The 25,979-nt window shown below is 62.9% G+C and carries 21 protein-coding genes; 17 read left to right on the top strand and 4 right to left on the bottom strand.

What is annotated here, in order from left to right; translation table 11 throughout:
* Positions 1-35: 35 nt before the first annotated feature.
* Positions 36-917: a homoserine kinase gene (thrB, locus tag LK434_RS06870; protein ID WP_006719783.1), complete on the bottom strand. Its 882-nt coding sequence runs from the start codon at positions 915-917 to the stop codon at positions 36-38.
* A gap of 116 nt (positions 918-1,033) precedes the next feature.
* Between thrB and LK434_RS10585 the strand changes: the two genes are divergently transcribed.
* Entirely contained in the window at positions 1,034-1,207 is a 174-nt protein-coding gene (locus LK434_RS10585) for a DUF4160 domain-containing protein (protein WP_083784169.1), read from the top strand.
* A gap of 97 nt (positions 1,208-1,304) precedes the next feature.
* Positions 1,305-1,604: a DUF2442 domain-containing protein gene (locus LK434_RS06860; protein ID WP_006719786.1), complete on the top strand. Its 300-nt coding sequence runs from the start codon at positions 1,305-1,307 to the stop codon at positions 1,602-1,604.
* Between the two features lie 211 nt (positions 1,605-1,815).
* Here LK434_RS06860 and thrC read toward each other — a convergent pair whose 3' ends face one another.
* Entirely contained in the window at positions 1,816-3,390 is a 1,575-nt protein-coding gene (thrC, locus tag LK434_RS06855; RefSeq protein ID WP_050754952.1) for a threonine synthase, read from the bottom strand.
* A 263-nt stretch (positions 3,391-3,653) separates the two neighbouring features.
* On the opposite strand from thrC, the gene LK434_RS06850 reads away from it, so the two are divergent.
* The 14 genes from LK434_RS06850 to LK434_RS06780 all read left to right on the top strand — a co-directional run bounded on the left by LK434_RS06850 (position 3,654) and on the right by LK434_RS06780 (position 23,595).
* Positions 3,654-5,003 (top strand): aspartate kinase, encoded by a 1,350-nt coding sequence (locus LK434_RS06850; RefSeq protein ID WP_006719790.1) that lies wholly within the window; start codon positions 3,654-3,656, stop codon positions 5,001-5,003.
* A gap of 84 nt (positions 5,004-5,087) precedes the next feature.
* A complete protein-coding gene (locus tag LK434_RS06845) occupies positions 5,088-6,113 on the top strand; it encodes an aspartate-semialdehyde dehydrogenase (protein ID WP_006719793.1) in 1,026 nt (341 codons plus the stop codon).
* Positions 6,114-6,475: 362 nt separating this feature from the next.
* Positions 6,476-7,330, top strand: coding sequence for a DegV family protein (locus LK434_RS06840; protein WP_040360486.1), 855 nt, complete (start codon positions 6,476-6,478; stop codon positions 7,328-7,330).
* Between the two features lie 386 nt (positions 7,331-7,716).
* On the top strand, positions 7,717-8,892 hold the full coding sequence (locus LK434_RS06835; protein WP_148334423.1) for an ATP-binding protein: 1,176 nt from the start codon (positions 7,717-7,719) through the stop codon (positions 8,890-8,892).
* A 501-nt stretch (positions 8,893-9,393) separates the two neighbouring features.
* Positions 9,394-10,095: an ABC transporter ATP-binding protein gene (locus tag LK434_RS06830; protein WP_006719804.1), complete on the top strand. Its 702-nt coding sequence runs from the start codon at positions 9,394-9,396 to the stop codon at positions 10,093-10,095.
* 96 nt (positions 10,096-10,191) lie between these two features.
* Positions 10,192-13,740: an FtsX-like permease family protein gene (locus LK434_RS06825; protein WP_457766485.1), complete on the top strand. Its 3,549-nt coding sequence runs from the start codon at positions 10,192-10,194 to the stop codon at positions 13,738-13,740.
* A gap of 361 nt (positions 13,741-14,101) precedes the next feature.
* Positions 14,102-14,962 carry a methylated-DNA--[protein]-cysteine S-methyltransferase gene (locus LK434_RS10635; RefSeq protein ID WP_006719809.1) on the top strand — a complete coding sequence of 287 codons (861 nt, stop codon included), beginning with the start codon at positions 14,102-14,104 and terminating at the stop codon, positions 14,960-14,962.
* A 347-nt stretch (positions 14,963-15,309) separates the two neighbouring features.
* Positions 15,310-16,740 carry an MFS transporter gene (locus tag LK434_RS06810; protein WP_006719814.1) on the top strand — a complete coding sequence of 477 codons (1,431 nt, stop codon included), beginning with the start codon at positions 15,310-15,312 and terminating at the stop codon, positions 16,738-16,740.
* Between the two features lie 273 nt (positions 16,741-17,013).
* Positions 17,014-18,936 carry a 1-deoxy-D-xylulose-5-phosphate synthase gene (locus LK434_RS06805; RefSeq protein WP_006719817.1) on the top strand — a complete coding sequence of 641 codons (1,923 nt, stop codon included), beginning with the start codon at positions 17,014-17,016 and terminating at the stop codon, positions 18,934-18,936.
* A gap of 338 nt (positions 18,937-19,274) precedes the next feature.
* Positions 19,275-20,264: a glutamate ABC transporter substrate-binding protein gene (locus LK434_RS06800; protein WP_040360487.1), complete on the top strand. Its 990-nt coding sequence runs from the start codon at positions 19,275-19,277 to the stop codon at positions 20,262-20,264.
* Between the two features lie 154 nt (positions 20,265-20,418).
* Entirely contained in the window at positions 20,419-21,078 is a 660-nt protein-coding gene (locus LK434_RS06795; RefSeq protein WP_040360488.1) for an amino acid ABC transporter permease, read from the top strand.
* A complete protein-coding gene (locus tag LK434_RS06790; RefSeq protein ID WP_006719825.1) occupies positions 21,075-21,947 on the top strand; it encodes an amino acid ABC transporter permease in 873 nt (290 codons plus the stop codon). The genes LK434_RS06795 and LK434_RS06790 overlap by 4 nt, the downstream gene beginning before the upstream one ends.
* Before the next feature lie 107 nt (positions 21,948-22,054).
* Complete coding sequence (locus LK434_RS06785) at positions 22,055-22,834, top strand: amino acid ABC transporter ATP-binding protein (protein WP_006719827.1); 780 nt, start codon at positions 22,055-22,057, stop codon at positions 22,832-22,834.
* Between the two features lie 2 nt (positions 22,835-22,836).
* A complete protein-coding gene (locus LK434_RS06780) occupies positions 22,837-23,595 on the top strand; it encodes a gamma-glutamyl-gamma-aminobutyrate hydrolase family protein (protein WP_006719829.1) in 759 nt (252 codons plus the stop codon).
* 351 nt (positions 23,596-23,946) lie between these two features.
* Here LK434_RS06780 and LK434_RS06775 read toward each other — a convergent pair whose 3' ends face one another.
* The gene (locus tag LK434_RS06775) at positions 23,947-24,585 is read right to left on the bottom strand and encodes a flavodoxin family protein (RefSeq protein ID WP_006719831.1); all 639 of its coding nucleotides are present in this window, start codon (positions 24,583-24,585) and stop codon (positions 23,947-23,949) included.
* Positions 24,586-24,708: 123 nt separating this feature from the next.
* Positions 24,709-25,104 (bottom strand): MerR family transcriptional regulator, encoded by a 396-nt coding sequence (locus tag LK434_RS06770; RefSeq protein ID WP_040360489.1) that lies wholly within the window; start codon positions 25,102-25,104, stop codon positions 24,709-24,711.
* A gap of 516 nt (positions 25,105-25,620) precedes the next feature.
* Here LK434_RS06770 and LK434_RS06765 point away from each other — a divergent pair.
* Positions 25,621-25,860 carry a hypothetical protein gene (locus LK434_RS06765; protein ID WP_006719840.1) on the top strand — a complete coding sequence of 80 codons (240 nt, stop codon included), beginning with the start codon at positions 25,621-25,623 and terminating at the stop codon, positions 25,858-25,860.
* The last annotated feature ends 119 nt before the right edge of the window (positions 25,861-25,979 follow it).

Raw genomic sequence — 25,979 nt, 5'->3', positions numbered from 1 at the left:
GCGCTTTGGCGGTGCTTGCGCACCGCACGACCTGTCTACAGGTATTCGATTTGGGCGCCTTCGGTGTCGCAGGTGAGGATGTGCGTCTCGCAGGTGGGGAACTGCTCGCGCAGGCGCACCTGCAGGAACTTGGCCACGATGGTGTCGTCGGTGACTGCCATGAGGGTGGAACCCGAGCCGGAGATCCAGAGCGTCCCCGCTCCGCCGGAAAGGCACGTGGCGCGGATCGCGTCGTAGTCGGGGATGAGGGCGCGGCGGTAGGGCTCCTGCAGACGGTCGTCGTTCGCATCGGCGATGAGGGCGAGGTCGCCGGTCTCGAGGCCGCGCGTCATGCCCGCGATGCGGCCCATCTGCCACACCGCGCTGGAGAGCGGCACCTCCTGTGGGACGACCTTGCGCGCCTCGCTCGTGTGCACCTCGTAGGGAGGGATCACGGTGATAAAGCGCAGGCGGTCGCTCACGTCGTAGCGCAGGCAGCGGGGCAGTCCGCCCTCGGGCGTGAACGAGCACACGGCGCCGCCCAGAATGGCGGGGGCCACGTTGTCGGGGTGCCCCTCGACGGCGGTGGCGATGCGCACGAGCTCGGCGCGGTCGACCGTGTGCCCCGTGAGCGCGGCCGCGGCCATGATGCCCGCGACGACGCACGTCGAGCTGCTTCCCAAGCCGCGCGCGACGGGAACATCGGTGTGGATGTCGAGCTTGACGGGGAAGGGCTCCTCGCCCCATTCGTGTAGCGCGTCGACGAACGAGACGTATACGAGGTTCGATTCGTTTTGGAACTCTTCGGGGCAGCCCGTGATCTTGAGTTCATCGGAACGCTCGAAAGTGAAGTGCGAGTACAGCGAGACCGCCATGCCGAGCGTGTCGTAGCCGATGCCGAGGTTCGCGCTCGTGGCGGGAACGGTGATCTTGATCATGAAGTGCCTCCTTGTTGAGGGCGAGCCGCACCTCACCATCCTATCAGGGACTGATTCTAAGTGATGCGCATGCGGGTACAATGGTGGTACTTTTCATGCCGTTGAAATGAGCGTCTATGCGAGTTATCGCACTGTTTTTGGGAATTAAAATTACCATGTACTACGATGAGCATAACCCTCCTCATTTCCATGCGGAGTATACCGGCAGGTCGGCGTCAGTTGATATCCAAAATGGCTGTGTCACTCGTGGCGCCTTGCCAAATCGCCAGTTGAAGTTCGTTCTTGCCTAGGCTGAATTGCACAAAGACGAGCTGATGCAAAACTGGGAGTTGGCCGCTGCGGGCAAGCCGCTCAATCCCATTGATCCGTTGATGTAGGAGGTATCGCATGGAGTATCTGCCTTGTGTTGTCCAAGCGCTCGCGGGCGATGATTTTACCGTGTATGCGTATTTCTCCGACGGGTCGGTACGTCGCGCAGATATCAAGCCCCTCATCGAGCAAGGTGGTGTATTTGCCCAGCTATCGGATGAGGATTTCTTCTCAAGCAGGTTGACGGTCATGAATGGTGCCGTCGCGTGGGACGTTGCCGGAAATCACGACGAGACTTCTTGTGTGGACCTGGATCCTTGGAACATGTACGAAACGTGTGAGTGTGTTGCCGATCCGCTTGCCGAAGACGCGGCCTAACTCTTCTTGATACATCGATATAAGTACGGGCGACGTGGCGTGTCCGAAGCTCGGGCATGGTACGTCCGGCGCTCGGGCAGTCCTGCTCGCACGGAGAGCCCACTGGGCTCTCTGGCTCGTGCGGAACTCGCGGCGGACGTACCACGCCTAAGTGTCGGGCGGGCCTTCCGCTTCCCATGCGCATGGGTGGGGAGCGGAAGGCCCGCGCGGCTTAAAGGGCTCGGGCGGCATTCTCCACGTAGGCGGACATGCCGTCGACATCGACCACGTCGGTGTGGAGCACGGGCTTGCCCTGGAGCGTGGCGAGCTGCTCGGGGGCAGTGGTGTCGGTGGCCTTGGCAAGCACGTCCATGCAGGCAAAGTCGCTCGGCGGGCAGAAGAGCCCCAGGGCGCTCGCCACGGCGCGGGGGAACTTGTACGGACTTGCGGTGGACAGCAGCACGCGGGCCTTGGCGCCGGGGGTGGCGGGCTGATCTGCCAGGACGTGGTAGCCGCAGGCGGTGTGCGGGTCGATGAGGTAGCCGTTCGCCTCCCAGCACGACTTGATGGCCGCCGCCACCTGGTCCTCGTCCGCCCAGCCGCAGCCAAAGACCTGTTGGATCTTGGCGAGGAGCTCGGCAGGCACCTCATAAGAGCCCTGGGCGAGCTGGTCCATGAGCTGGGAGACGAGTTCGCAATCGCCGTCGCTCAGGTAGTACAGCATACGCTCGAGGTTGGACGAGATGAGGATGTCCATGCTCGGCGAGGTGGTGGTGAAGAACGGTCGGGCGCGGTCGTAGGTGCCGGTGGTGAGGAAGTCGTAGAGCACGTTGTTCTTGTCGCTGGCAACCACGAGCTTGGCCACAGGCAGCCCCAGGCGCTTGGCGTAGTAGCCGGCGAGGATGTCGCCAAAGTTGCCGGTGGGCACGCAGAACTCCACGGCGTCGCCGGGCTCGATGGAACCGGCGCGCAGAAGCTGCGCGTAGGCGGCAAAGTAGTACACCACCTGCGGGACCAGGCGGCCCACGTTGATGGAGTTGGCACTGGAGAGTCGCACGCCCTGCGCGGCGAGACGCTCGGCGAGCTCGCGGTCGGCGAAGATGCGCTTGACCGCGCTCTGGGCGTCGTCAAAATTGCCGCGCACCCCGCAGACGGACACGTTGCCGCCCTCCTGCGTGCTCATCTGCAGTTCCTGCACGCGAGAGACCTTGCCCTCGGGGTAAAAGACGGTGATGCCGCAGCCCGGGGCGTCGGCAAAGCCGGCGAGTGCCGCCTTGCCGGTGTCGCCGGAGGTCGCGGTCACGATCATGATCTTCTCGGCGGGAGCAGGGGAGGATGCCGAGGCGGTGTCGGCTTCGGCGGTGGCGCCGGTGTCGGCCGTGGCGGTGCAGTCGGTATCGGTGTCGGCGGTGCGCGCCATGAGGCGCGGCAGCATCTGGAGCGCAACGTCCTTAAAGGCGCTCGTGGGGCCATGCCACAACTCGAGCACGTAAGCAGGCACGTTGTCGGCGTTGGGAGCGCAGCTCAGCGGCACCACGGGCGTCAGCTCGTCGCTCGCAAACGTGCCCTCATATGCCTCGGTGACGCAGGCGGCGATCTCGTCGGCGGTATAGTCGGGCAGCAGGGCCCCCAGCACCTCGCGGGCGAGCTCGAAGTAGTCCTTGTCTGCAAGGTTCTCAAGGTCAACGGTGGCATCTCCGAGCGCGTCGCTCACATACAGCCCGCCGTCGGGCGCAATGCCGCGGCGAATCGCCTCTTTGGAAGTGAGTGCGGGTGCCTTTGAGCGCGTGCTGTGATACGTCGCCATGTTCGCCATGCTTATGTCCTCTCACGGCCGGTGCCTTGTGTTCGCGCTCATGGTAACAGAGCGCGACGCTCCGCCGCGCTAAAGCGCCGGCGACTTCCCGCTCTTCAGCGGCGCTTCATAGGACGTTCTTTATTTGGAAACAAATGCGCCGGTTTATTGGCGAGGTACTTGCGCATGATAAAGTGACAACCTGCATACCGTACGTGGCTCGCATATGCGATTTGGGCTGTTCGCGCCCGCTGTGGGGAAAGGTTTCGCTCACCATGATCAAGATCACCAAGTTCGGCGGCTCATCCGTTGCCGACGCCGAGCATTTTCGCAAGATCAAGGCGATCATCGACGCCGACCCGGCGCGTCGCTTTGTGGTGGTGAGCGCGTGCGGTCGTCGCACCAAGAGCGACACCAAGGTCACCGACCTGCTGTATTTGGTTGACGCGCACGTGAATTACCATGTCTCCTGCGACGACCTGCTCGCCGACATCGGCCAGCGCTACTTTGACATCGCCGACGAGCTGGGGCTCGGCTATCCCATTCGCGACGAGTTCGCCGCGTTCGCCGAGCGCGCCCGCTCGGGCGGCTACACCACCGAGGAGCTCGTGAGCCGCGGCGAGTATTTCACCGCGCGCCTGATGGCCGAGTACCTGGGCCTGCCGTTCATCGACGCGGCGGACATGGTCGCCTTCCATCACGACGGGACCCTCTCCATGCGCCGCACCGCGGAGCTCGTCAAGGAGAACGCCCGCGAGGGCGGCTTTGTGATGCCCGGTTTTTACGGCGCCACCAAGGAGGGCCGCATCAAGCTGCTCGACCGCGGCGGCGGCGACATCTCCGGTTCCATCCTCGCCCAGTGCCTCGGTGCGGACCTGTACGAGAACTGGACGGACGTCTCGGGCTTTCTGTCCGCCGACCCGCGCATCGTCCCGGGCGCCCAGCCCATTCCCCGCATCACCTACGAGGAGCTGCGTGAGCTCTCCTACATGGGCGCGAGCGTCCTGCACGAGGAGGCAGTGTTCCCCGTCCGCGACGCCGGGATCCCGCTCGTGATCAAGAACACCAACGCCCCCGAGGACCCGGGTACCATCATCTCCGAGACCGCGAAGGAGGGCGATACCGAGCCCATCATCACCGGCATCGCGGGCAAGCGCGGCTTCCTTGCCATCACGGTGGCGCGCGACCGCACCAAGAGCCGCATCGGCTTTATGCGCCGCGCGCTCTCGGTGTTCGAGCGCTACGGGGTCTCCGTCGAGCACATGCCCACGGGTGTGGACCAGTTCGCCGCCGTGGTCCAGGCGTCCGATGTCAAGGATTCGCTGTACTCGCTGATCGCCGACATCCAGGAGGAGGTCGAGCCCCTCGAGATCGAGGTGGTGGAGAACCTCGCGCTCATCGCCACGGTCGGCCGCAACCTGCGCGGCCGCGCAGGCATTTCCGGTCACCTGTTCGGCAAGCTCGGCGAGGCCGGGGTGAGCGTGCGCATGATCACCCAAGGCTGCGACGAGATCAACATCATCGTCGGCGTGGAGGAAAAGGACTTCGACCTGGCCATCAAGACCATCTACGACGCGTTCTCCGACAAGAACGGTATTGTGACGACGGCCGATCTGGAGGCGTAAAACCCACCGTTCGACGTGGGCTTCGGTGCTGGTGGCAGTTGGCTGCTGCCTTCCCAGGCGCACGGCAGAGAAGGAGAGAGCACCATGAAGATGTACACAGTCGCGATCGTCGGCGCCACCGGAGCGGTGGGCACGCAGATGCTCGCGTGCCTGGAGGAGCAGCAGTTCCCGGTGGGCAATCTCAAGCTGCTCGCGAGCCCGCGCTCCGCGGGCAAAGTGATCGAGACCCCGTGGGGCGCCGTGACCATCGAGGCCGCCGCGTCCGAGGCGTTCGACGGCGTGGACATCGTGCTCGGTGCAGCCGACGACGACGTGGCCCTGGCGCTCTACCCCGAGGCCGTCAAGCGCGGTGCCGTGGTGGTGGACAACTCGCATGCGTTCCGCCTGGACCCCGACGTCCCGCTTGTGGTGCCCGAGATCAATGCGGCGGACGCCCTCGACCACAAGGGCATCATCGCCAACCCCAACTGCGCCACCATCATCGGGCTCGTTCCCACGTGGCCGTTGCACCAGCTCGCGGGCGTCACCCGCATGATCGTGTCGACCTACCAGGCCGCCAGCGGCGCGGGTGTGCCCGGCATGCGGGAACTTGAGGAGCAGATCGGCTGCATGGGCCGCGGCGAGGAGATGCCCGCGCCCCGTGCGTTCGCCGCGCAGCTGGCGAGCAACCTCATCCCGCAGATCGGCGGGGAGAAGTTCGAGGGCTTCACTTCGGAGGAGATGAAGCTCCAAAACGAGGGCCGCAAGATCATGCACCTACCCAACCTGCGCGTGAACTGCACGTGCGTGCGCGTGCCCGTCCTGCGCTCGCATTCGGAGAGCATCACGCTCGAGTTCGAGCGCGACATCACGCTCGAGCAGGCGCGCGAGGCCCTTGCCGCCGCCCCGGGCGTCAAGCTCGTGGACGATTTGGACGCGCAGAGCCCGCATGACCGTTGGCCCATGCCGCTCGACACGTCCGACCAGGATCTGATCTGGGTTGGTCGCGTGCGTCGCGATATTTCCAATCCGGATGAGCTGCGCGGCATCACCTTCTGGTGCTGCGGCGACCAGATTCGCAAGGGTGCCGCCACCAACGCGGTCCAGATTGCCAAGCTGCTGGTCGAGTAGCGCCGGCTCGATCGAGCGGGTTGGTGTCGGGCTCCATATGCGCGCCGCGGGGTGCTGGTCCTCTGCATGTGGGGCGTTCCGCTTTGCAGGTGCAGTGCTGCCTCTCTGCATGCGGGGCGTGGTGCTCCGCATGGGGCGCGGCCCTCTGCATGCGGGGCGCGGTGCTCTGTTGCCATGGGGTGTTGACCCCCTGCCCATTCATGGGAAATGGTGACCGCTGTGCGAGATAAGTAACAGGATTGTTCAAAGTGTGTATAATCGTACATCGAGTACGATTGGAATCCGAAAGCGCCGCCGCCGGTTCTGCCGTGGGCGGTGCTTTTTTGAGAGCGGAACAGCGACGTTGATAGGTTGTGATTGGTGTGGGCAAATACGTAGTCGTGGTTGAGTCCGGTGCGGACGTTACGCCCGAGCTGTGCGAGCGCTACGGCATCGTGAGCGTTCCCATGCACGTTACGATTGGCGACGAGACCGTTGACGACGGCGCCATTTCGCCGCTCGAGATCTACGCGCGCTGCAACGAGTTGGGGCAAATGCCCAAGACGAGCGGCTGCTCGCCGGCGGATTTCGAGGAGGTCTTCGACCGTATCCACGCCGAGCAGCCCGACGCCACCATCTTGCACCTGGCGTATTCCGAGGTCACAACCTGCTCGCACCAATCCTCGAAGATCGCTGCCGAGGGGCGCGACTACGTGCGATCCATGGACACGCGTTTTGTCTCTGTTGGCCAGTCTCTCGTTGCCGTTGAGGCGGCAAAGTATATCGAGGCCCACCCCGAGGCGAGCGTTGATGATGTTTTCACGTTCGTCGAAAGCGTCATGGATCGCGTGCTGCTGGGCTTTGTCCCCACCGACCTGGCGTTTCTCAAGGGCGGCGGTCGTCTTTCCAACATGGCGTTCTTGGGTGCCCACTTGCTCAAGATCAAGTCCTGCATCGAGGTGACGGGCGGCAAGTTCGTTGCGACCAAGAAATTCCGCGGCTCCATGCTCAAATGCGCGCGGGCGTTCCTTGACCACATGATTTCCAAGGGCGATATCGACTACTCGCATATCGGCCTCGCGTATTCCGTGGGCCTGTCCGAGGAGCTGCGTGGCGACATGGAGGTCTATGCTCGCGAACTTGGATTTGAGAGCGTGACGTGGACGCAGGTCGGCGGCGTGATTTCGAGCCACTGCGGTCCCACCGCCTTCGGTGCGGTGCTCACGCTCAAGGCGTAAGGGCCGTTTGAAAGGCCGTTTGCGGAACAACCGGAGGCGCATGTGCTGCAAGAATCCCTTGCGGCACATATGCTTAGTCATTAGCAGTATTAACGGGCTCTTGTGAGCAAGGTTTGCCCAGTTGGCAGATACCCCTGCCTCTCAATAATATGCTGTATGAGATATAGCATTTTGCTGTTAGGGATTTTTGCAGCACTTTGAGTACGACTTCGAGTCCAACTAGGCTGATTGCCAAGTCAGTCCTAGGACAATTATAAAGTCATGTTTATGATAATTACTAAGTCGTAGCTATGACAATTATAAAGTGAAGGATATGATAATTATAAAGTCATCAAGAACTGCACAGGTAATGCGAGTAATTGGTATTAGGCAGAAGGTGGTTTCTCGTGATTTCACGCGATATGAAGCGGAAGTTGACGCAGTTGGCGACAAAGTTCCCCGTCGTTTCTGTTACAGGACCTCGTCAGAGCGGTAAATCCACGCTTATTAAAAGCGCGTTCCCCTCGCATGACTATCTGTCGTTCGAGGACCCTGCAACGCGTGAATTATTCCAAGCAGATCCAAATGAGTTTCTCAACCGCCATGCCCATTGCGTGATTTTTGATGAGGCTCAGCGAGTGCCCGAGCTATTTTCATATTTGCAAGGCATGGTTGACAAGCGTGACGAGCCCGGCTCGTTCATCATTTCTGGTTCACAGAACTTTTTGCTCTCGAAAAACATTTCTCAATCGCTTGCGGGGCGCGTTGGAATCCTGCGTCTGCTTCCGCTTTCTTATCGGGAGATATCGCAGGGCTCGTTGCGCCCTGAAGGTGCTTGGAGTTGGATATATCGCGGAGGATATCCGCGTGTTATCGCATCGGATATCGATCCGCTTGATTTCTATCCCTCGTACATTGAGACGTACTTGGAGCGTGATGTTCGCCAAGAGCTCGGTGTGGCGAAGATTGGGGAGTTCTCGCGCTTCATCCGGCTTTGCGCCCTTCGGTCCGGCGAGCTTCTCAATGTGGCGAGTTTGGCGAGCGATTGTGGCATCTCGAACGTAACCGCGAACAACTGGATATCGATTTTGTCCTCCAGTTATGTGATTCATCTGCTGAGACCTTATGCAGCCAATCGGGGGAAACGGCTTATCAAAACGCCCAAGCTTTATTTTCACGACAGCGGGTTGCTGTGTAACCTGCTTGGTATAGAAGATGCCGATGAGCTTTCTGTGCACCCTCAGAGGGGAGCTGTTTTTGAAACTGCAGTCGTATCGGAACTTATGAAGGAGTATTTCAATCGTGGAAGGGTGCCGAGTCTTTCCTTTTGGCGCGACTCCAACAAAAACGAGATCGATGTCGTTATTGAAAAAGGCCCTTGCCCATTCGCTGCTGTTGAGATTAAATCCTCCACGACGTTCCGGAGCAAATATTTTGACGTGCTCGAGCGGATCGCTTCCCGAGAGCTTGATTTGGATGCCGACCATCGTTGTGTCGTGTATGCCGGAGAAGACGAGCTCTCGACTCGGCGTGGCGGGCTTGTCCCCTATACGGATATTCCAAGCGTTTTGGGCTTCGAGTGATGCGAGACGGTCGGTGCTATCGCGGGCGCTGCTCGGCTATACGCTCTCGAGGAATGATATTGATTTTCCATGTGCCGGCTTGAGTATTCGACAGGCGCTCGGGAGGTCAGAGTGATGACAAGGGGCGTGCGAAAGGCATGCTCTTTGGACGTTTGAGCAATGAGGGGCTGCCTCATTTGGGAACATGGACGCAAGGTTTTGTGGCGGAAAATGAGCGTGCTTTGAGGGGCGAGTTATTGCCAAGAGCCTGATGCTTTTCTTGGTCGTTGGTGCTTATGCGCCATAATAATCAGATCAACTCTTGCGCACGAGAGTCATTGTTCCAAATCATTAGAGGACAGACTGTGCTGCCGTGGAAGGGTAATTTAATATTCGAGAAGCGCACAATTGTCGAGTTGTCGAGTTACCGAGGAGCGGTATCGTGACCAGCGGATTGGCATGACACCTATGCTTGTGGGTATATCAAACTAATATGGGAAATTCGCGGTATGGGGGCACGGCATGGCCTATATCGAGTTCAGCGATGTCATGAAGATATACGGGTCGGGCGGCTCGGAGGTGCACGCTCTCGACGGCGCGAGCTTCGAGGTCGAGCGCGGTGAGCTCGCCGTGATCTTGGGCGCCTCGGGCGCGGGCAAGACCACGGCCCTTAACATCTTGGGCGGCATGGACACCGCCACGAGCGGGCGCGTGATCGTGGACGGTCGCGATGTGAGCCAGGCCAGTGAGGACGATCTGGTGGAATATCGCCGCGCGGACGTGGGCTTTGTCTTCCAGTTCTACAACTTGGTGCCCAACCTCACGGCGCTCGAGAACGTCGAGCTCGCCTCGCAGATTTGCCCCGATTCCCTCGATGCCGCCGAATGCCTGCGCAAAGTGGGCTTAGGTGAGCGCATGGCGAACTTCCCGGCGCAGCTCTCGGGCGGCGAGCAGCAGCGCGTGTCCATCGCCCGCGCCATCGCCAAGAACCCCAAGCTGCTGTTGTGCGACGAGCCCACCGGCGCGCTCGACTACCAGACCGGCAAGCAGGTGCTGCAACTGCTGCAGGACACGTGCCGCCGCGACGGCATCACAGTGCTCATCATCACGCACAACTCCGCGCTCGCGCCCATGGCCGATCGCCTTATCCGCTTCAACAGCGGCCGTGTGACCGATATGCAGGTGAACGCCAACCCCACCCCGATTGCGGACATCGAGTGGTAGGGGACGCGTGTGAGTAAGCGGAGAAACAGGCAAGAGCACGCGAGCACCAAGGGGCGCGTTCGCGTTGAGCGCGCCCCTCGCGGAGGCCGCAGCGTGATGCCGGCGGCCTTTTCCACGGATATCCGGCGCACCATCACGGGAAACCTCAAGAAGTTCGTGTCGCTCGCGGTCATCACGGCGTTGGGCGTCACTTTGTTCGTGGGCCTCAAGGCGGCCTGCGACGACCTGCGTTTTACGGCGGACAGCTACTATGACGACCAGCGGTTGTTCGACGTCTCCATCCAGTCGACGCTCGGCTTGGACAGCGCCGATATCAAGGCGCTCGGCAAGCTCGACGGCGTGGATGTCGCCGAGGGCGGCTACTCCGAGACGGCCTACACCACGGTGGACGACGCGAGTCAGAAAGTGGACGTCAAGGCGCTTTCCCCGGCCGGACTGAACGAGCCCCAGGTGCTCGAGGGCCGCTTGCCGCGTGATGTGAACGAGGTCGCCGTCACGCAGAAGTACCTCGATGCGAGCGGCAAGAAGATCGGCGACAAGGTCACGTTCGAGGGTTTGGATGAGGACGAGAACACGGTGACCGAGGACGCCGCGGCCGAAGATGCGGCGGACGAGGATTCTGCGGGCGAGAGCGCCAAGGGTGAAGGCGCTGTTGCCGCCGGCGAGGACGCCACAGGTGAAGGCGCCGCGACCGGGGGCGCCGCGAACGAGGGCGTTGCGGACGAGAGCGCCGCGGGTGAAGGCATTGCTCTCGAAGGTGCCGCGGGCGAGGATTCCGCTTCGACGTCTTCCGAGTCGACTCCCATCTTCAAACGCGGTTCCTACACCATCACGGGCGCGGTGCTCGATCCCATGGACGTGAACGCCGGCAGCCAGAGCATGTCGTTTCGCAGCACGGGCGGCGCGCAGTACGCGTTCTTCCTCACGCCAGGCGCGGTACTGGACCGCGATACGTTCACGGTTGCCTACCTCGCCGTGACGGGCGCGTCCGACCTCATGACCTATTCCGACGAGTACAAGGCCCTCGTCGACGATGTAAAGCAACGCGCCGAGGGTATTCGCGAGGAGCGCGAGGACGCGCGCACCGACGGCGTCAAGGCCAGCGCGAACGAGGAGATCGACGAGCAGCAAGACGCGGCGAACGAGCAGCTCGCGAGCGCGCAAGAGCAGATCGACGCTGCGCTGGCGCAGGTCGCAGCCGGTTTCGCGCAGCTTTCGGAGCAGGGCGACCAGGCCCGCGAGCAGCTCGATGCGGCCCAAAAGCAGCTCGATGCCACGCGCGCTCAGATCGATACGGCCATGGCGGGGGCAAACACGCTCGCCTCGATGATGGGCTCCGCGTGGCCGGCGGACGAATGGCAGCGGCTGCAAAACGGCGACGCCTCGGCCAAAGCGCCGTTCACGCAGGCGATTGACGCCTATGCCGCCGCCATCGCCGAACGCGCCCGCGCAGGCGCTGCGCTGTGCGACGAGCTGAGCGATGCCGTGGGCAAGCTGCCTACGGGCGACCCCGCGGTAAAGGACCGCGTCCACCAGCTGCTCGACCCGCTTGTGGAGCAGGGTCACCTGAGCTCCGATGACGCCGCGCGCTTGGGTGCCCTCGTCGACGCTTATCCGGAAAACGATGCGCAAATCGAGCAGCTGCAGCGCGAGATCGCCCAGATCAAGACGGGCATCTTGAGTTTGAGCGAACAGCTGCCCGCCCTCGCGAGCCAGGCGGGCATGCTTGCCGATGCCGCCTTGAGCGCGCCGCAGCTCTCGGCCGCCCAGACCGAGCTCGACCGCAAGCGCGCCGATGCCGAGCGTCAGCTCGCCAGCGGTCAGGCCCAGCTCGACGCTGGTGCCGCGCAGGCGGCTCAGGGCCAGGCCGAGCTCGACGAGCAAAAGGCGGACGTCGAGGCGGCCTTTGCAAGCGCGCGCACCGAGGTGGACGGCATCGAGCGTGCCGCCTGGTACATCCAGGACCGCACCTCGCTGCCCAGTTACGCCAGCGTGGAGTCGGACGCGAGCTCCATCGAGTCCATCGCCACGGTGTTCCCGCTCATCTTCTTCACGGTGGCGGTGCTCATCAGCCTCACCACGGTGACGCGCATGGTGGAGGAGGACCGAGGGCTCATCGGCGTGTACAAGGCGCTCGGGTACAGCCGCGTGCAGATCATGGCGAAGTACCTGGCTTATGCGTTCTCAGCGTGCCTGGCCGGCGGCCTGGTGGGTGACGCCCTGGGCTTTATCGTGCTGCCGGAGGTCATCTTCACCATCTTTCGCACCATGTACGCGCTTCCCGCGTTCCAGCTGCATTACAACCCCACCACGGCGGTGCTCGGCATGGCGCTGTTCGCCGTCGGCATCGTGGGGGCAACGTTCCTCGCGTGCCGCCACGTGCTCAAGGAAACGCCCGCCTCGCTCATGCGCCCCAAGGCCCCGCGTGCCGGCAAGCGCATCCTGCTCGAGCGCATCACGCCCCTGTGGCGCCGCCTCTCCTTCCTCAACAAGGTCAGTGCGCGCAACCTCTTCCGCTATAAGAAGCGCTTCCTCATGACGGTGTTCGGCATCGCAGGATGCACGGCGCTCATGATCTGCGGCCTGGGTATTCGCGACACAGTGATCTCGCTCAAGCCGCGCCAGTACGGCAGCGAGGGCGTCGTGCGCTACGACCTGCTCGCCGTGACCACCGATGACGACTTCGCCCAGGGCGAGCGCGAGCTGCGCGCCACCGGCCAGGTGGACACCATGCTCGAGGCGCGCGTGGACTCGGTGACGGTCGAGCTCGACGGCGTCAAGGAGAGCGTCCAGTTGGTGGTAGTTCCCAACGGTGCGGACCTTTCCGCCTACATGCGCACCGAGGACGGCTCCAGCACCACGTTCTTGCAGCCCGCAATCGGCGGCGAGGACCTGGAGCTGCCGCGCGAGGGCGCCGGCGCGCTGGTGACCAAGAACATCGAGCAAGTCTTGGGCTTGGAGATAGGCGACGAGCTCAAGGTGCAGGACACCACGCTGCGCACGGGCACGGTTCGCGCCGAGGGCATCACCGTGAGCTTTTTGGGCAACTTCATCTACATGACGGAGGACGCTTACGGGCAGGCCTTTGGCGAGCCGTGCGTGCCGAACGCCCTCTTTGCGAACCTCGACGGTTCGAACGCCGAAAAGATCGAGCTTGCCGACGAGCTCGCCGCCGGCGATACCTTTGTGAGCGTGTCGAGCTCCGCCAAGATTGCCGACAGCTTTGGCGAGAGCTTCAAGATCATCGACGTGGTGGTCTACGTGGTCACGGTCATGGCCGGTGCCCTGGCGTTCGCCGTGGTGTTCACGCTGTCCAACACGAACATCTCCGAGCGCGAGCGCGAGCTGGCCACCATCAAGGTGCTGGGGTTCCGCAGGCGCGAGGTGTATCGCTACATCAACAAGGAGACGATCATCCTCACGCTCATCGGCATCGTGGCGGGCTGGCCGCTGGGGTACGTGATCACGCGCTTCCTCACCTACGTGCTGCGCATGCCGTCGCTGTTCTTCGATACGATCGTGGAGCCGCAGACGTATGTGTTCGCATCGGTGATGTCGCTCGTGTTCACGCTCATCATCAACCGCTTCACCAACCGTAGCCTCGACAAGATCGACATGGTGGGCGCTCTTAAGAGCGCCGAGTAGCTGGGTGGCTCTGCAACCCTAGCGCCCTAGTGTTCAGAGTGGCCTTGCGATCCGAGTGGCGCCGCGCCCGAGCGGCCCTGCGATCCGAGCGGTCTTACGGCTTGAGAGCCCTGCGATCCGAGTGGAGCCGCAGCCCGAGCGTCCTGGCGTTCTGGGTGCTCTGCAGTTCGAGGGGCTCTGCAATCGGGGTGGGCCTGTGAGTCGAGCAGCCGTGCGATCGGAGCGACCTGCGACCCGCATGGCTCTGCGTTGACCGGCGACTCGAGTACCCCTGCGATGTGCAAAAGGGGATGGGCCCCTTTTGCACACAGCCTCGTCGCGCGCGGTACAATGGGCTGGTTAGACGAGAGGGGCCGTTCGCATGATAACCACCACCTATCACTCGCCGTTGGGCGACATAACGCTTGCCGCCGACGCGCAGGGGCTCACCGGGTTGTGGTTTGTGGGCCAATCTCATTATGGCGCCACGCTCACGGGCGGTGAGCGCTCGTTCGACATGCAGAAGGGCGCGTTTTCTGCGGTGGAGACCGATGCGGCTGTTTGTGATTCGCCCGTGGTTGCCGACGAGGTGATTGAGGGCTGCGATGCGACCTCCGGGGGAAATCCCATGAGCGCGAGCGACCCTCAGAACACGGCTGCCGTGAGCGTGCTCGAGCGTGCATGGGCGTGGCTGAATGCGTACTTTGCCGGTCAGGCGCCGCGTTGGACGCCCCCTCTGCACGTCGAGGGCACTGAGTTCCAGCATGCCGTGTGGGTTGCGTTGCTTGAGATTCCGTACGGGCAGACGGTCACGTACGGCGATCTTGCACGCAAGATCGGTGACAGACGAGCGCTTGCGTCTTCTTGTGGTCGGGGTTTCTCCAACGCATCGGCTGGTTTAGGGAGCTCAAGCGCGGCTAGTGGAGAGCGGGATGCAGCCGGCGGGAAGCCGGACGCGGCCGACGGGGAGCCGGATGTTGCCGGTGCTTCCACTGCCCACGGAGAGCGGGGCCTGTCCATAGCCGCCCATGGGGCTCAAGCCTCGTCCGATGCGGCGCTGGCCGGGCGCGAGACCTCCGATGCCGCAACCTCGGCACGGGCCGTCGGTGCCGCCGTCGCGCGCAACCCCGTTTCCATCATCATTCCGTGTCATCGCGTGGTGGGCGCCGACGGTGCGCTCACGGGATATGCCGGGGGACTCGGTCGCAAGCGCGCCCTCCTCGAGCTCGAGTCGGCTCGATAGCCTGATCGACCCCACTCGAAAGCTTGCTCGCCCCCGCATGATGCGTTTTCCACGCGCCTTGCTTCCTTTGTTTTACAGGACGTCCAATCTCCTCTCCGAGAGTTAACTCTCGGAGAGGAGATATGCGTTGCGCGTCCTTTTTGACCACCGAGAGGTAACTTTCGCGGCAGGTTTATGCCCGCTCCGCGACGCCCTTGGTTTTGCGATGAAGTGACAATATCTGCATGGAGGTCCGTGGCGCCTCATGGTAAAAATAGCCACAACGAACCGATGCGGGTTCCCAGCTCAAGCTGCTATGAGGTGGGAGCCCGCTCTTTTTGTGGGAAGGTTTTGTGGGAAGGAAGCGCATGAATCACCCGACCGATGCCGTCAAGACACCGAACAAGTGGGCCATTTTGTTCACGGTCCTCATCATGACGTTCATGGCGACGCTCGATTCGAGCATCGTCAACGTGGCGCTGCCCGTCATGCAAAAGGCCCTGAACGCCGGGCTCGACCAGATCCAGTGGGTCTCCTCGGTGTACCTGCTCACCATGTGCGCGTTCCTGCTCGTGTTTGGCCGCCTGGGCGACCTGCATGGCAAGGTGCGCTACTTTGAGGTGGGCGTGGTGATCTTCAGCATCGGCTCGCTCATGTGCGGCCTCTCCACCACGCTGCCCGCGCTTGTGATCTCGCGCGCGGTCCAGGGCATCGGCGGCGCGTCGGCCATGGCCAACAACATGGGCATCATCACCGAGGCGTTCCCGGCACGCGAGCGCGGCCGCGCCCTCGGGCTGCTGGCGAGCTTCGTGGCGCTCGGCATGATGTGCGGGCCCGTGCTCGGCGGCTTTATCGTGGCGGTGCTGCCCTGGGAATACATCTTCCTCATTAACGTCCCCGTGGGCCTCATCTCGCTGGTCATTGGCCACTTTACCCTGCCTCGCACCATGCGCGACCACAAGCCCGGCAAGATGGACGTCGTGGGCAGCCTCATGCTCATTCCGGGCATGCTCCTTACGTTCCTCTCCATCACCATGCTGCAGAGCAATGCCGGTCCGCTCGTGGTCGCCGCGCTGGTGGCGGGCATCGTGCTGCTCGCGCTGTTTGTGCGCCACGAGCGCGCTTGCGCCGAGCCGCTCATCAACCTCGACCTCTTCCGCGACAAGCACTTCATGGTGAACCTCGCGTGCCTGTTCATCAGCTTTGTCGCCATTGGCATCTATGAGCTCATGACCCCGTTCTACCTGCAGGATGCCCGCGGCTTCGACCCGGGCCTCTCGGGTTTGATCTTCTGCATCATCCCGCTGGTCAACGCGGTGGCGGGCCCCATTTCGGGTGCGATCTCCGACCGCGTGGGTTGCGAGCCGCTCACGTGTCTTGGCCTGGCGACGTTTGCCTCGGGCCTCTTCCTCATCGGTACGCTCGGCATGGGCGAGGGCATTCCGCAGATTCTGCTGTTCTTGGGTCTCGCATCGCTGGGCACCTCGATTTTCCAGGCGCCGAACAACTCGCTCATCATGGGGTCGGTGCCCGTCGAGATGCTTGGATTTGCGGGCAGTGCGAGCGCGCTGGCGCGTTACCTGGGCATGGCCGTGGGCATTTCCGGTTCCACGTCGCTGCTGTACGGTCAGATGAGCGTGGCGGCGGGTCGTCCGGTCACGGCGTTTGTCGAGGGCAGGCCGGACATCTTCCTGTACGGGCACCACTTCGTCTACGTTGTGACCGCGGCGCTCGTTGCGGTGGGTTTTGCGCTCACGGTGGCGCGCATGGTGCAAAAGCGCCGCACGCACCGCGCATAGTGTAAAAACACCGCGCGCCGTTCACGCCGCAGGTCAGGCGCATCCGGGCCTGCGCGCACGGGGGACGACCGCGCATGTGCACGCTCCGCGCATAGGGAGTATCGCGGCAGATATGTGTAAAAGAAAGCCGTCCCTACGGGTGGATGGGGCGCGGGATTCTCTCGCGCCCCATTCATCCGACGCCCCATAACTTCAACACCGGAGTGTGCGAAACTGGTACTCTTACGGTAAGAGAAAGCCATCTATCGGCACACAAGGAGGTCCGTCGCTCGCATGCTGCTGGAACGCATTTCATCGCCGCAGGACGTGAAGCGCCTCGAGCCCGAGACATTGCCCGAGCTGTGCGCCGAGATCCGCCGTGCCATCTTGACGAGTTCCGCCTCGGTGGGCGGTCATATCGGTTCCAACCTGGGGGTTGTCGAGCTGACCGTGGCGCTGCACCGCGTGTTCGACTCGCCCACGGACAAGCTCATCTTTGACGTGTCGCACCAGACGTACGCGCACAAGATGCTTACCGGTCGCGCCTCGAATTACCTCGATCCCGCGGAGTTCGGCGGCCTATCCGGTTTTACCAGCCCCGACGAATCCGAACATGACCTCTTTTCCATGGGTCACACCTCTACCTCGGTGAGCCTTGCCTGCGGTATGGCAAAGGCGCGCGATCTGGCGGGGGAGCGCTACAACGTGGTCGCCGTGATTGGCGACGGGTCGCTCTCGGGCGGGTTAGCGTTTGAGGGCTTGGACAATCTTGCCGAGCTCGGTACCGGCGTGATCGTGATCGTCAACGACAACGGCTGGTCCATCGCCGAGAACCATGGCGGTCTGTACCGCAATCTCGCCGAGCTGCGCGAGAGCGAGGGCAAAGCCCCGTGCAACCTGTTCCGCGCGCTGGGCCTGGACTACCGCTTCTTGGCCGAGGGCAACGACGAGGCGGCCGTCGAGCGCGTGCTCGCCGAGCTTCGCGGCATTGACCATCCGGTTGTTTTGCACCTGTGCACAACTAAGGGCGCCGGCTACGAGCCCGCCGCGGCAGACTCCGAGAACTGGCACCATGTGGGCCCCTTTGACATCGAGTCGGGCGCGTATGACGTGTTTCCGCGCAATCGCTGCGAGGACACCGAGACCTACGCCGGCATTACGGGCGCCTACCTGCTCAACCGCATGCAGGCGGATCGCCGTGTGGTGGCGATCTCTGCCGCCACGCCCTACATCATGGGCTTCACGCCCCTGCGCCGCGCTCGCGCGGGCAAGCAGTTCGTGGACGTGGGCATTGCCGAGGAGCATGCGGTCACCTACGCGGCGGGCCTCGCGCGCGCCGGCGCCAAGCCCGTGTTAGGGCTCTACGGCGTGTTTATGCAGCGTGCATACGATGAATTCTGGCACGATTTGTGCCTCAACAGCCTGCCTGCAGTCATTTTGGACTTCGGTTCGTCGGTGTTCGGCACCGCCGATGCCACGCACCTGAGCTTTTTCGACCTTGCTCTGCAGGGGGCGCTGCCCAATCTGCGCTGTTTGGCGCCGGTGTGTCGCGAGGAGTACGAAGCCATGCTGGACTGGGCGCTTGCGCAAAACGAGCGTCCCGTGGTGATTCGCGTTCCCGGCAACGGCGTGGTCTCGCGTCCGGAGTTGCTGGCTAACGGAGTTATCGACGCCGGCGTCGCCCCGTGCTCCGCGAAAGTGGGTCGCACTGTTGGCGAGCAGGTCCTTCACGAGGAGGCAGGCGAGACGGTCGCACGAGGCGGCGAGGCGCGCGACGCCGTGTGCGCCGATTGCGCGGGGCTCCCTGTGAGCTTTGACGAGCCGCGCTACCGGACGGTTCGCGCTGGCAGTGATGTTGCAGTGCTGGCGCTTGGCAGCTTCTTTGGCCTGGGCGAGCGCGTGTGCGATGCACTCACCGAGCAAGATGTAACTCCCACCTTGATGAATCCGCGTTTTGCCACCGAGCTGGATGAACGCGCTTTGGATAGCCTCGCGACTTCGCATCGCGTGTTTGTGACGCTCGAGGACGGCGTGCTCGAGGGCGGTTGGGGCGAGAAAATCGCCCGGTACCTGGGCCCATCCGCCGTCCGTGTGCTTTGCTATGGCGTGCATAAGGGTTTTCCCGACCGTTTCGACGCCGAAGAGCTGCTCGCTCAAAATGGCACAACCGTCGAGGCGATCGTCGCCGATATCCGCTCCGCGCTTCGCGATTTTTAGGCTTCGAGCTCATTTGGGCATACAAATTTTCGGTATTGGGAAGCTCTTTCGCCTCTCATCGAGTAGACCGACATTTCTGCTCTCTGCCAACTGGGGTTTTGTTGGAATTTGCCGCGGTCTACTCGAGCGATGGCCATTAAGCTTCCCAATACCGAAAGTTCCTGACATGTCGGGCCTCGCGGTGTGGCGCCATGGAGTTTCCTCGTCCGACGAGTTGCGTGCTGTTACAAGTTTCTGTCTGCGGGTAAAAGACACCATACTTGTCGCAAAAATGTGACAAAATAACGCAATCACTTCGGCAAACTAAAGTGATACCGATGAAGAGGGAGAGGAATCTCATGAGCAACAGCACTCGTTCGTTCATGTTCAACCGCCGTCAGGTGCTCGGCGCCGCTGCCGCCGGCGTTGCCGCCTTGGGCCTCACCGCGTGCGGCGGCGAGCCCGCCCCTGCGCCCGCCGGTTCGGACGATGCAAACGCATCCGAGGACCAGGAGCCTGCGGCCCTCGATGCAGAGGCATATGACAAGCTGATTGCCTCCGGTGCCGTGGCTGACGACGCCACCATCGCCGCGAGCACGTGGGCGCAAAAGATCAAGGACGCCGGGACCATGCGCCTGGGCGTGGTCCAGACCTCCATGCTCTTTAGCTTGCTCAACGAGAAGGACGGCAAGCTCCGCGGCTTCGACGCCGGTCTGTCCCAGCTGCTCGTACGCTACATCTTGGGCGACGAGTCCAAGTTCGAGTCCACGCAGGTGACCTCCGACACGCGCGAGTCCGTCCTGCAAAACGACCAGGTTGACGCCGTGTTCGCCACCTATTCCATCACCGAGGACCGCAAGAAGCTCATCTCCTTCGCCGGTCCGTACTACAGTACGCAGCAGTCCATCTTGGTGCTCGCCGACAACGACAGCATCGAGGGTCTCGAGGACCTGGCGGGCAAGAACGTCGCCGCGCAGTCCGGCTCCACCGGCCCGAGCATCATGGAGGAGCTCTGCCCCGATGCCAAGCTGCAGGAGTTCAAGACCGACGAAGAGGCCCGTTCGGCCCTCGCCCAAAAGCGCGTTGACGCTTACGTGATCGACCGCAATATGCTGTTCTCCGACATGATGAAGCAGCCGGGCAAGTACAAGATGGCCGGCGAGCCCTTTGGCCCGGAGGACCTGTACGGCATCGGCATGCCGCTCGACTCCGACGGCGTGGCGTTCGTGAACGACTTCCTTGCCAAGATCGAGGAGGACGGCACGTGGGAGGAGCTGTGGAAGCTTTGTATCGGTGACCGCGCCGAGATCGACGAGGTTCCGCAGCCGCCCACCATCGGCGAACTGTAAGGTCTCACCGCGCGGTCCGCACATGCGGCGGGCTTTATGCGAGGGATGATTGGGCGGGGGCACTCGCGTTTGCTCGACGCATCTCGTGCGGGCAGGCGGGTGCCTCCGCTATTATTTTCGCAGGTAACGATTGATTTGGGGGAAGGAGAGGCGCGTGAGCTTATCCGAGCTGCTGTCCACGTACGGGCAAAACTACGTGGACGCCCTGCTTTCGACATGGGGAATGACCGCGTTGTGCTTCGCGCTGGTCATGGCGCTCGCCGTCGGCATCACGGTACTGCGCGTGTGCCCGTTCAAGCCGCTGCGCTGGTTGGGCGACGGCTACGTGCAAGTGTTTCGCAACATCCCGGGCGTGTCGCTGCTTATCATCATCGTGTACGCCCTGCCCAGCTTGAACCTGGTACTGCCGTACCGCACCTGCGTGATCCTCACCGTCGTGCTCGTGGCCTCCGCGTTCGGGTCGGAGAACTTCATGAGCGGCATCAACACCATCGGCGTGGGGCAGATCGAGGCCGCGCGTTCGCTGGGGCTCTCCTTTGGGCAGATGTTGCGCCGCATCGTGATCCCGCAGGCCCTGCGCACCACGGTGTTGCCCATGACCAACCTGCTCATCGCCGTGATGCTCACCACCTCGTTGGGCTCGCAGGTGCCGCTCGACCCGGCGGAGCTCACGGGCGTCGTGTCCTATATCAACACGCGTGCCACGGGCGGCATCTTGGCGTTCGCCGTCTCCGCTGCCGGATACGCGCTCACGGCGGTTGCCATCGCGTTCATGGGCAACCGCATCGATAGAAAGGTGAGGATCGCGCGATGAGTGCACAGACCAAGGCGGGCGCACGCGCCGCAGCGCCACTCAGCATCCGCGATGCCCTCTACGAGGCCCCGGGACCCAAGATGCGCATGAAGATCCGCATCGGCACGGCCGTCTCGGCGGTGCTGGTGGCGGTGCTGTTGGGTTTTGTGGTGTATCAGTTTTGGGCGACCGGTCAGCTCGATCCGCGCTACTGGGAGTTCTTTACCTGGGGGAGCACCTGGGCGTACCTGATGGCTGGCCTGCGCGGCACCCTCACGGTGGCGCTCACCGCCGGCGCCATCGCGCTGGTACTGGGCCTCGCCCTCATGCTGGGACGGACGAGCGGGATACGCTGGCTTGCGGCCCTGTGCCGTGTGGTCACGGACTTTTTCCGCGGCGTGCCCAGCCTGCTGCTCATCTACTTCTTCTTTTTGGTGGTGCCGCAGTACGGCATCCGGATGTCGTCGTTTTGGATGATCACCCTGCCCGTGGCGCTCGCGGCCTCCGGCGTGCTCGCCGAGGTGTTTCGCGCCGGCATGAACGCCGTGCCGCGCGGGCAGACCGAGGCCGCCTTGGCGCTTGGCATGCGGCCGTTTCGCGTCAAGCTCAAGATCGTGCTGCCCCAGGCCATCCGCTATGTGATCCCCTCGCTCATCTCCCAGCTGGTCGTGGTGGTCAAGGACACCACCGTGGCGTACGTGGTGAGCTATCCGGACATGCTGCAGAACGCGCGCGTGCTCATAACCAACTACGATGCGTTGGTGAGCACCTATTTGGTGGTGGCCGTGATTTACATTCTGCTGAACTACGCTATCAACCAGCTGTCCGTGTACGTCGCGCGCCGCAGCGGCACCCGCGTGGTGAGCCGCTACAGCACCAACCCCGCGTAGTGTTAGCTTGCCCGCAGGGCGCCGCGTGAGAGTACGGCCTACGGTGCCTTTGTGCAGCGGTCCCCGCCCTGCGAGCCTCCCCTTCCTTCGAGAGAACGGATTTCGATATGACCTCAAACGTAGAAACCTCAGCCGACCGCGCCGCTCAGGCTACCCCCATCATCGAGCTGCGCCATGTGGATAAGCACTTCGGCGACCTGCACGTGCTCAAGGACGTGAACCTTTCCGTGGGCAAGGGCGAGGTCGTGGTGGTGATCGGCCCGTCGGGTTCGGGCAAGTCGACGCTCTGCCGCGCCATCAATCGCCTGGAGACGATCGATTCCGGCGAAATCCTCATCGAGGGACAACCTCTGCCCCAGGAGGGCAAGGAGCTCGCGGCCATGCGCGCCGAGCTGGGCATGGTGTTCCAGAGTTTCAACTTGTTCGCGCACATGAGTATCCTGCAAAACGTGACGCTCGGCCCCACCGAGGTGCTGGGTCTGCCCAAGGCCGAGGCGGAGGCCCGTGCCATGGAGCTGCTCGAGCGCGTGGGGGTGGCCTCGCAGGCGCACAAGGTGCCGGCGCAGCTTTCCGGCGGCCAGCAGCAGCGCGTGGCAATCGCCCGCTCGCTCGCCATGCACCCCAAGGCGATGTTGTTCGACGAGCCGACCTCGGCGCTCGACCCCGAGATGATCAACGAGGTGCTCGACGTCATGGTCGACCTGGCGCGCCAGGGCATGACCATGATCGTGGTCACGCACGAGATGAACTTCGCCCGCCGCGTGGCCGACCGCGTGGTGTTCATGGCGGACGGCGCCATTGTGGAGGAGGGCGCCCCCGACGAGTTCTTCGACCACCCCACGTCTGAGCGTGCCCGCGACTTCCTGAATTCGATTAAGGGGCATTAACCATGACGGCAGCACAGAACCGACCAATCATCCTCGTCGCCCCGCGTCTTGAGCAATGCCAGCCCTGCCTGATAATGCCCGAGCGTCTGGCGCCCGAGGAGACGGGTGCAACGGTGTTTCTCGATGCGATCCTTGCCGCGGGCGGCGTGCCGCTCATCATGTCGCTCACCGACGACGATGACGTGCTGGCGCGTTATATCGACATGGCCGACGGCGTTGCCATTCCCGGGGGCCAGGACGTCGATCCGGCGTTATGGGGCGAGGAAGAGCCTTATGACGAGCGGTTGCTATGCCACGAGCGCGATGCCTTTGAGCTGCGGTTGATCAGCGCCGCGCTCGCCGCAGGCAAGCCGATCTTCGCCACGTGCCGCGGCATGCAGATCCTTAACGTGGCATTGGGCGGCACCCTGTGCATGGACGTGCCGAGCCTGCCCGTTCCCGAGGGCATGGTGCACTGGCGCCATTTGCCCATTTTGCACGACCCCGCGCACCCCATTGTCGTGGAGGACGGCTCGCTGTTGTCGCGCGTGCTCGATTGGCGCGGCGAGGTCCAAGTGAACTCGAGCCACCATTGCTGCGTGGACAAGCTCGGCGAGGGCGTGCGCCTCACCGCCGTCGCGACCGACGGCGTGTCCGAGGCCATCGAGGTCGAGGGCCAGCGCTTCTGCCTGGGTGTGCAGTGGCACCCCGAGTACACCTGGCGCACGCTCGAGACGGACTTCAAGCTGTGGCGCGCGTTCGTCGACGCCGCCCGCGGGTAGAGCGGTCGCAATCGCCCGCGTGCAGGGTGCCGCGACCGTGCGCTTGCAGGTCTTCTTGCGATCAGGGTTGACGCAACCGCCTTGTGCTTTCATGAGTACGGGGCGCAGTGTGGGCCGCCCCGTTGTTCATGCGCCCACTCATCTCAGGGTGCTACTCAGGGTGCTATTTTGATCGAGGGCAGCACCCGCTTGGCGAGAGACGGTGCCTACCCGGTTGGAGGCGGCGCCTACCCGGTTGGGGGCGGCGCCTGCTCGTTTGGAGGTGGCGTCGAGGCGTTGAGGGGCGGCATCCGCCCAGTTAGGGGCGACATCCATCCAGCTGAGGGCGGATGTCGCCCCCCATCTGCCCGTCTAGCGAATGAAGTTCGTGAACTCCATGTCCGGGTCCATCGCCGGCGGCTCGATGCCCGCGGCGCGACCGGCCTCGATGCAGCGGAGCATCCATGTCATGTTGCGCGCGAGCATGCGCATGGTGGCGAGCCCCTCTTTATCTTGCTCGATCTCTTCGGCGGTGTTGCCGTGGATGTTGTTCCAGTACCGGGAGCTCACCACGGGCATCTGCGAGATGGTGAAGAACTTGTTGATGTCGTCAAAGGACGCCGTGGTGCCGGCGCGACGGGCGCTGAGCACGGCGGCGGCGGGCTTGTGGGCGAACACGTTCGGTTGCCCCGCGCGCCCGTTGGCGTAGAACAGGCGGTCCATAAAGCCGAGCAGGCTGCCGGCGGCATGCGCGTAATGGACCGGAGCGCCAAACACAAAGCCATCGGCGTGCGCGGCGAGCTGGCGGAACTCGTTTACCTGGTCGTCGAACACGCAGCGGCCGAGCTTGTTGCAACCGCCGCACGCCACGCACCCTCCGATCGGCTTGGCGCCAATCCAAAAGATCTCCGCGTCCACGCCCTGCTCGGCAAGCGTGCGCGCAACTTCCTCAAGGGCGCGGTTGGTGCAGCCGTGCTTATGCGGGCTTCCGTTGACGAGCGATACCTTCATGAGCGTGATTCCTTTCTTGTTTGGGCTCGCAGTTGTCAAAGACGTTTGGGTTCGCGCATGCCAGAGACGGTGAGCGAGTGCTATGTGGCCTGCCGTGTGGCTGCGTGCAGGCGGCGACAGATGCTACTTTGCGCCGCATGCTCCCGCCGCGCTGCAGCTTCCGCGCCCGGCGAGCAGCTCGTCGTAGTGGGCAATTTTGTAATCCAGCCGATCGAGCCCCTCTTGAACGCGCGCGAGGCGTTCGCGTGCGGCCTCGCGCTGTTCGATGAGAATCTGCTTGCGCGCCTCGAGCGTCGCGTCGCCCTCGTCGAGGAGCTGCATGTACTCGATGAGGGCCTCGATCGAGACATTTGCCCCGCGCATGCATTTGACGAACCCGATGCGCATGCAATCGTCCTCGCTGTAGTCACGCACGCCGCCCGTGTTGCGTCGCACGGGACGCAACAGGCCGATGCGTTCGTAGTACCGCAAGGTATCGGCGCTGATGTCGTACTTTTCCGCAACTTCCGCAATGCGCATGAGGGCTCCCTTCATCGTCTTCGACGCGTCTGGGGTCATCTTAGTATCTGGAGCGAGCTTTAGGGCAAGAAGCTATTCTTTGAGTTGCCCAAATACGGCGCGTGCGGTGTGGCATTGACGGAAAGGTATGGAAAACCGCCAACGTCAAGGCGGTGCGTCTGCTCACTGGGCGCATAGATGACGTGGCTCCAATGCTTTGTCTCCGCTTTGAACGCAAAAGGTATCGTTTTGTTGCAGTCAAAGAGGGAGATATCAAGTAAGCATAATACTGCCAAAGCGCTGACCTCGTCTTTTGCTGAGCAAGATCAAGGCGATACTTGCAAGGGAGACATTTGACTGCAACAAATCGTTGAATTCTTGCTCGAGTGTGTTGTCACTGCCCAAGCAGAGGGATTCCACGCGTGGCATATTCCTCCGTTGGCGGAAAGGCATGGTTAATCCGTCAAAGCCGGGGTAGGAAGAACCATATCAATCGAGCGCCGATTGCCGGTGCGGGCCACGTCGAAAGGAGCGGTCATGTCTGTCAACCTGATGTTCTTTGTACTGCTGCTGGTGGTGTGCGCGCTGGCGGGTTGGATCGCCATTCCGCGCATCATGCGTTCGTGGACCGTTGCGACCAAGCCCACCGACGAACGCTTGGAATACGTCTCCCATATGGGCAAGGAGATGGATTGCGGCCCATCTGAGGCCGCCCCCGCGGAGCACGAGCACGCCGCCCATCGAGACCTTGAGGGAACCCCGATCCGCCAGCTGTGAGCCAGCTGTGAACATTCCGGCTCGCGCATGGGGCGGTGCCAACTGTCACGACGTAACGTGGGAGGCGACAGCCCATAGAGCTGCCGCCTCCCGTTTTTATGCTGTGTGCTGGATCGCGG

The sequence above is a fragment of the Collinsella stercoris DSM 13279 genome (assembly GCF_020735465.1).
Classification (GTDB): Bacteria; Actinomycetota; Coriobacteriia; order Coriobacteriales; family Coriobacteriaceae; genus Collinsella; species Collinsella stercoris.
This window is presented reverse-complemented; position numbering and strand designations above follow the sequence as displayed.

What these genes read in the sequence shown, in the direction of transcription:
- LK434_RS10585 (WP_083784169.1), top strand. Translation starts at nt 1,034, where the DNA reads ATGCGAGTTATCGCACTGTTTTTGGGAATTAAAATTACCATGTACTAC.
- LK434_RS06860 (WP_006719786.1), top strand. Translation starts at nt 1,305, where the DNA reads ATGGAGTATCTGCCTTGTGTTGTCCAAGCGCTCGCGGGCGATGATTTT.
- LK434_RS06765 (WP_006719840.1), top strand. Translation starts at nt 25,621, where the DNA reads ATGTCTGTCAACCTGATGTTCTTTGTACTGCTGCTGGTGGTGTGCGCG.
- LK434_RS06830 (WP_006719804.1), top strand. Translation starts at nt 9,394, where the DNA reads ATGGCCTATATCGAGTTCAGCGATGTCATGAAGATATACGGGTCGGGC.
- LK434_RS06805 (WP_006719817.1), top strand. Translation starts at nt 17,014, where the DNA reads ATGCTGCTGGAACGCATTTCATCGCCGCAGGACGTGAAGCGCCTCGAG.
- LK434_RS06785 (WP_006719827.1), top strand. Translation starts at nt 22,055, where the DNA reads ATGACCTCAAACGTAGAAACCTCAGCCGACCGCGCCGCTCAGGCTACC.
- LK434_RS06810 (WP_006719814.1), top strand. Translation starts at nt 15,310, where the DNA reads ATGAATCACCCGACCGATGCCGTCAAGACACCGAACAAGTGGGCCATT.
- LK434_RS06850 (WP_006719790.1), top strand. Translation starts at nt 3,654, where the DNA reads ATGATCAAGATCACCAAGTTCGGCGGCTCATCCGTTGCCGACGCCGAG.
- LK434_RS06825 (WP_457766485.1), top strand. Translation starts at nt 10,192, where the DNA reads ATGCCGGCGGCCTTTTCCACGGATATCCGGCGCACCATCACGGGAAAC.
- thrB (WP_006719783.1), bottom strand. Translation starts at nt 917, where the DNA reads ATGATCAAGATCACCGTTCCCGCCACGAGCGCGAACCTCGGCATCGGC.
- LK434_RS06790 (WP_006719825.1), top strand. Translation starts at nt 21,075, where the DNA reads ATGAGTGCACAGACCAAGGCGGGCGCACGCGCCGCAGCGCCACTCAGC.
- LK434_RS10635 (WP_006719809.1), top strand. Translation starts at nt 14,102, where the DNA reads ATGATAACCACCACCTATCACTCGCCGTTGGGCGACATAACGCTTGCC.
- LK434_RS06780 (WP_006719829.1), top strand. Translation starts at nt 22,837, where the DNA reads ATGACGGCAGCACAGAACCGACCAATCATCCTCGTCGCCCCGCGTCTT.
- LK434_RS06800 (WP_040360487.1), top strand. Translation starts at nt 19,275, where the DNA reads ATGAGCAACAGCACTCGTTCGTTCATGTTCAACCGCCGTCAGGTGCTC.
- LK434_RS06775 (WP_006719831.1), bottom strand. Translation starts at nt 24,585, where the DNA reads ATGAAGGTATCGCTCGTCAACGGAAGCCCGCATAAGCACGGCTGCACC.
- LK434_RS06770 (WP_040360489.1), bottom strand. Translation starts at nt 25,104, where the DNA reads ATGCGCATTGCGGAAGTTGCGGAAAAGTACGACATCAGCGCCGATACC.
- LK434_RS06845 (WP_006719793.1), top strand. Translation starts at nt 5,088, where the DNA reads ATGAAGATGTACACAGTCGCGATCGTCGGCGCCACCGGAGCGGTGGGC.
- thrC (WP_050754952.1), bottom strand. Translation starts at nt 3,390, where the DNA reads ATGGCGACGTATCACAGCACGCGCTCAAAGGCACCCGCACTCACTTCC.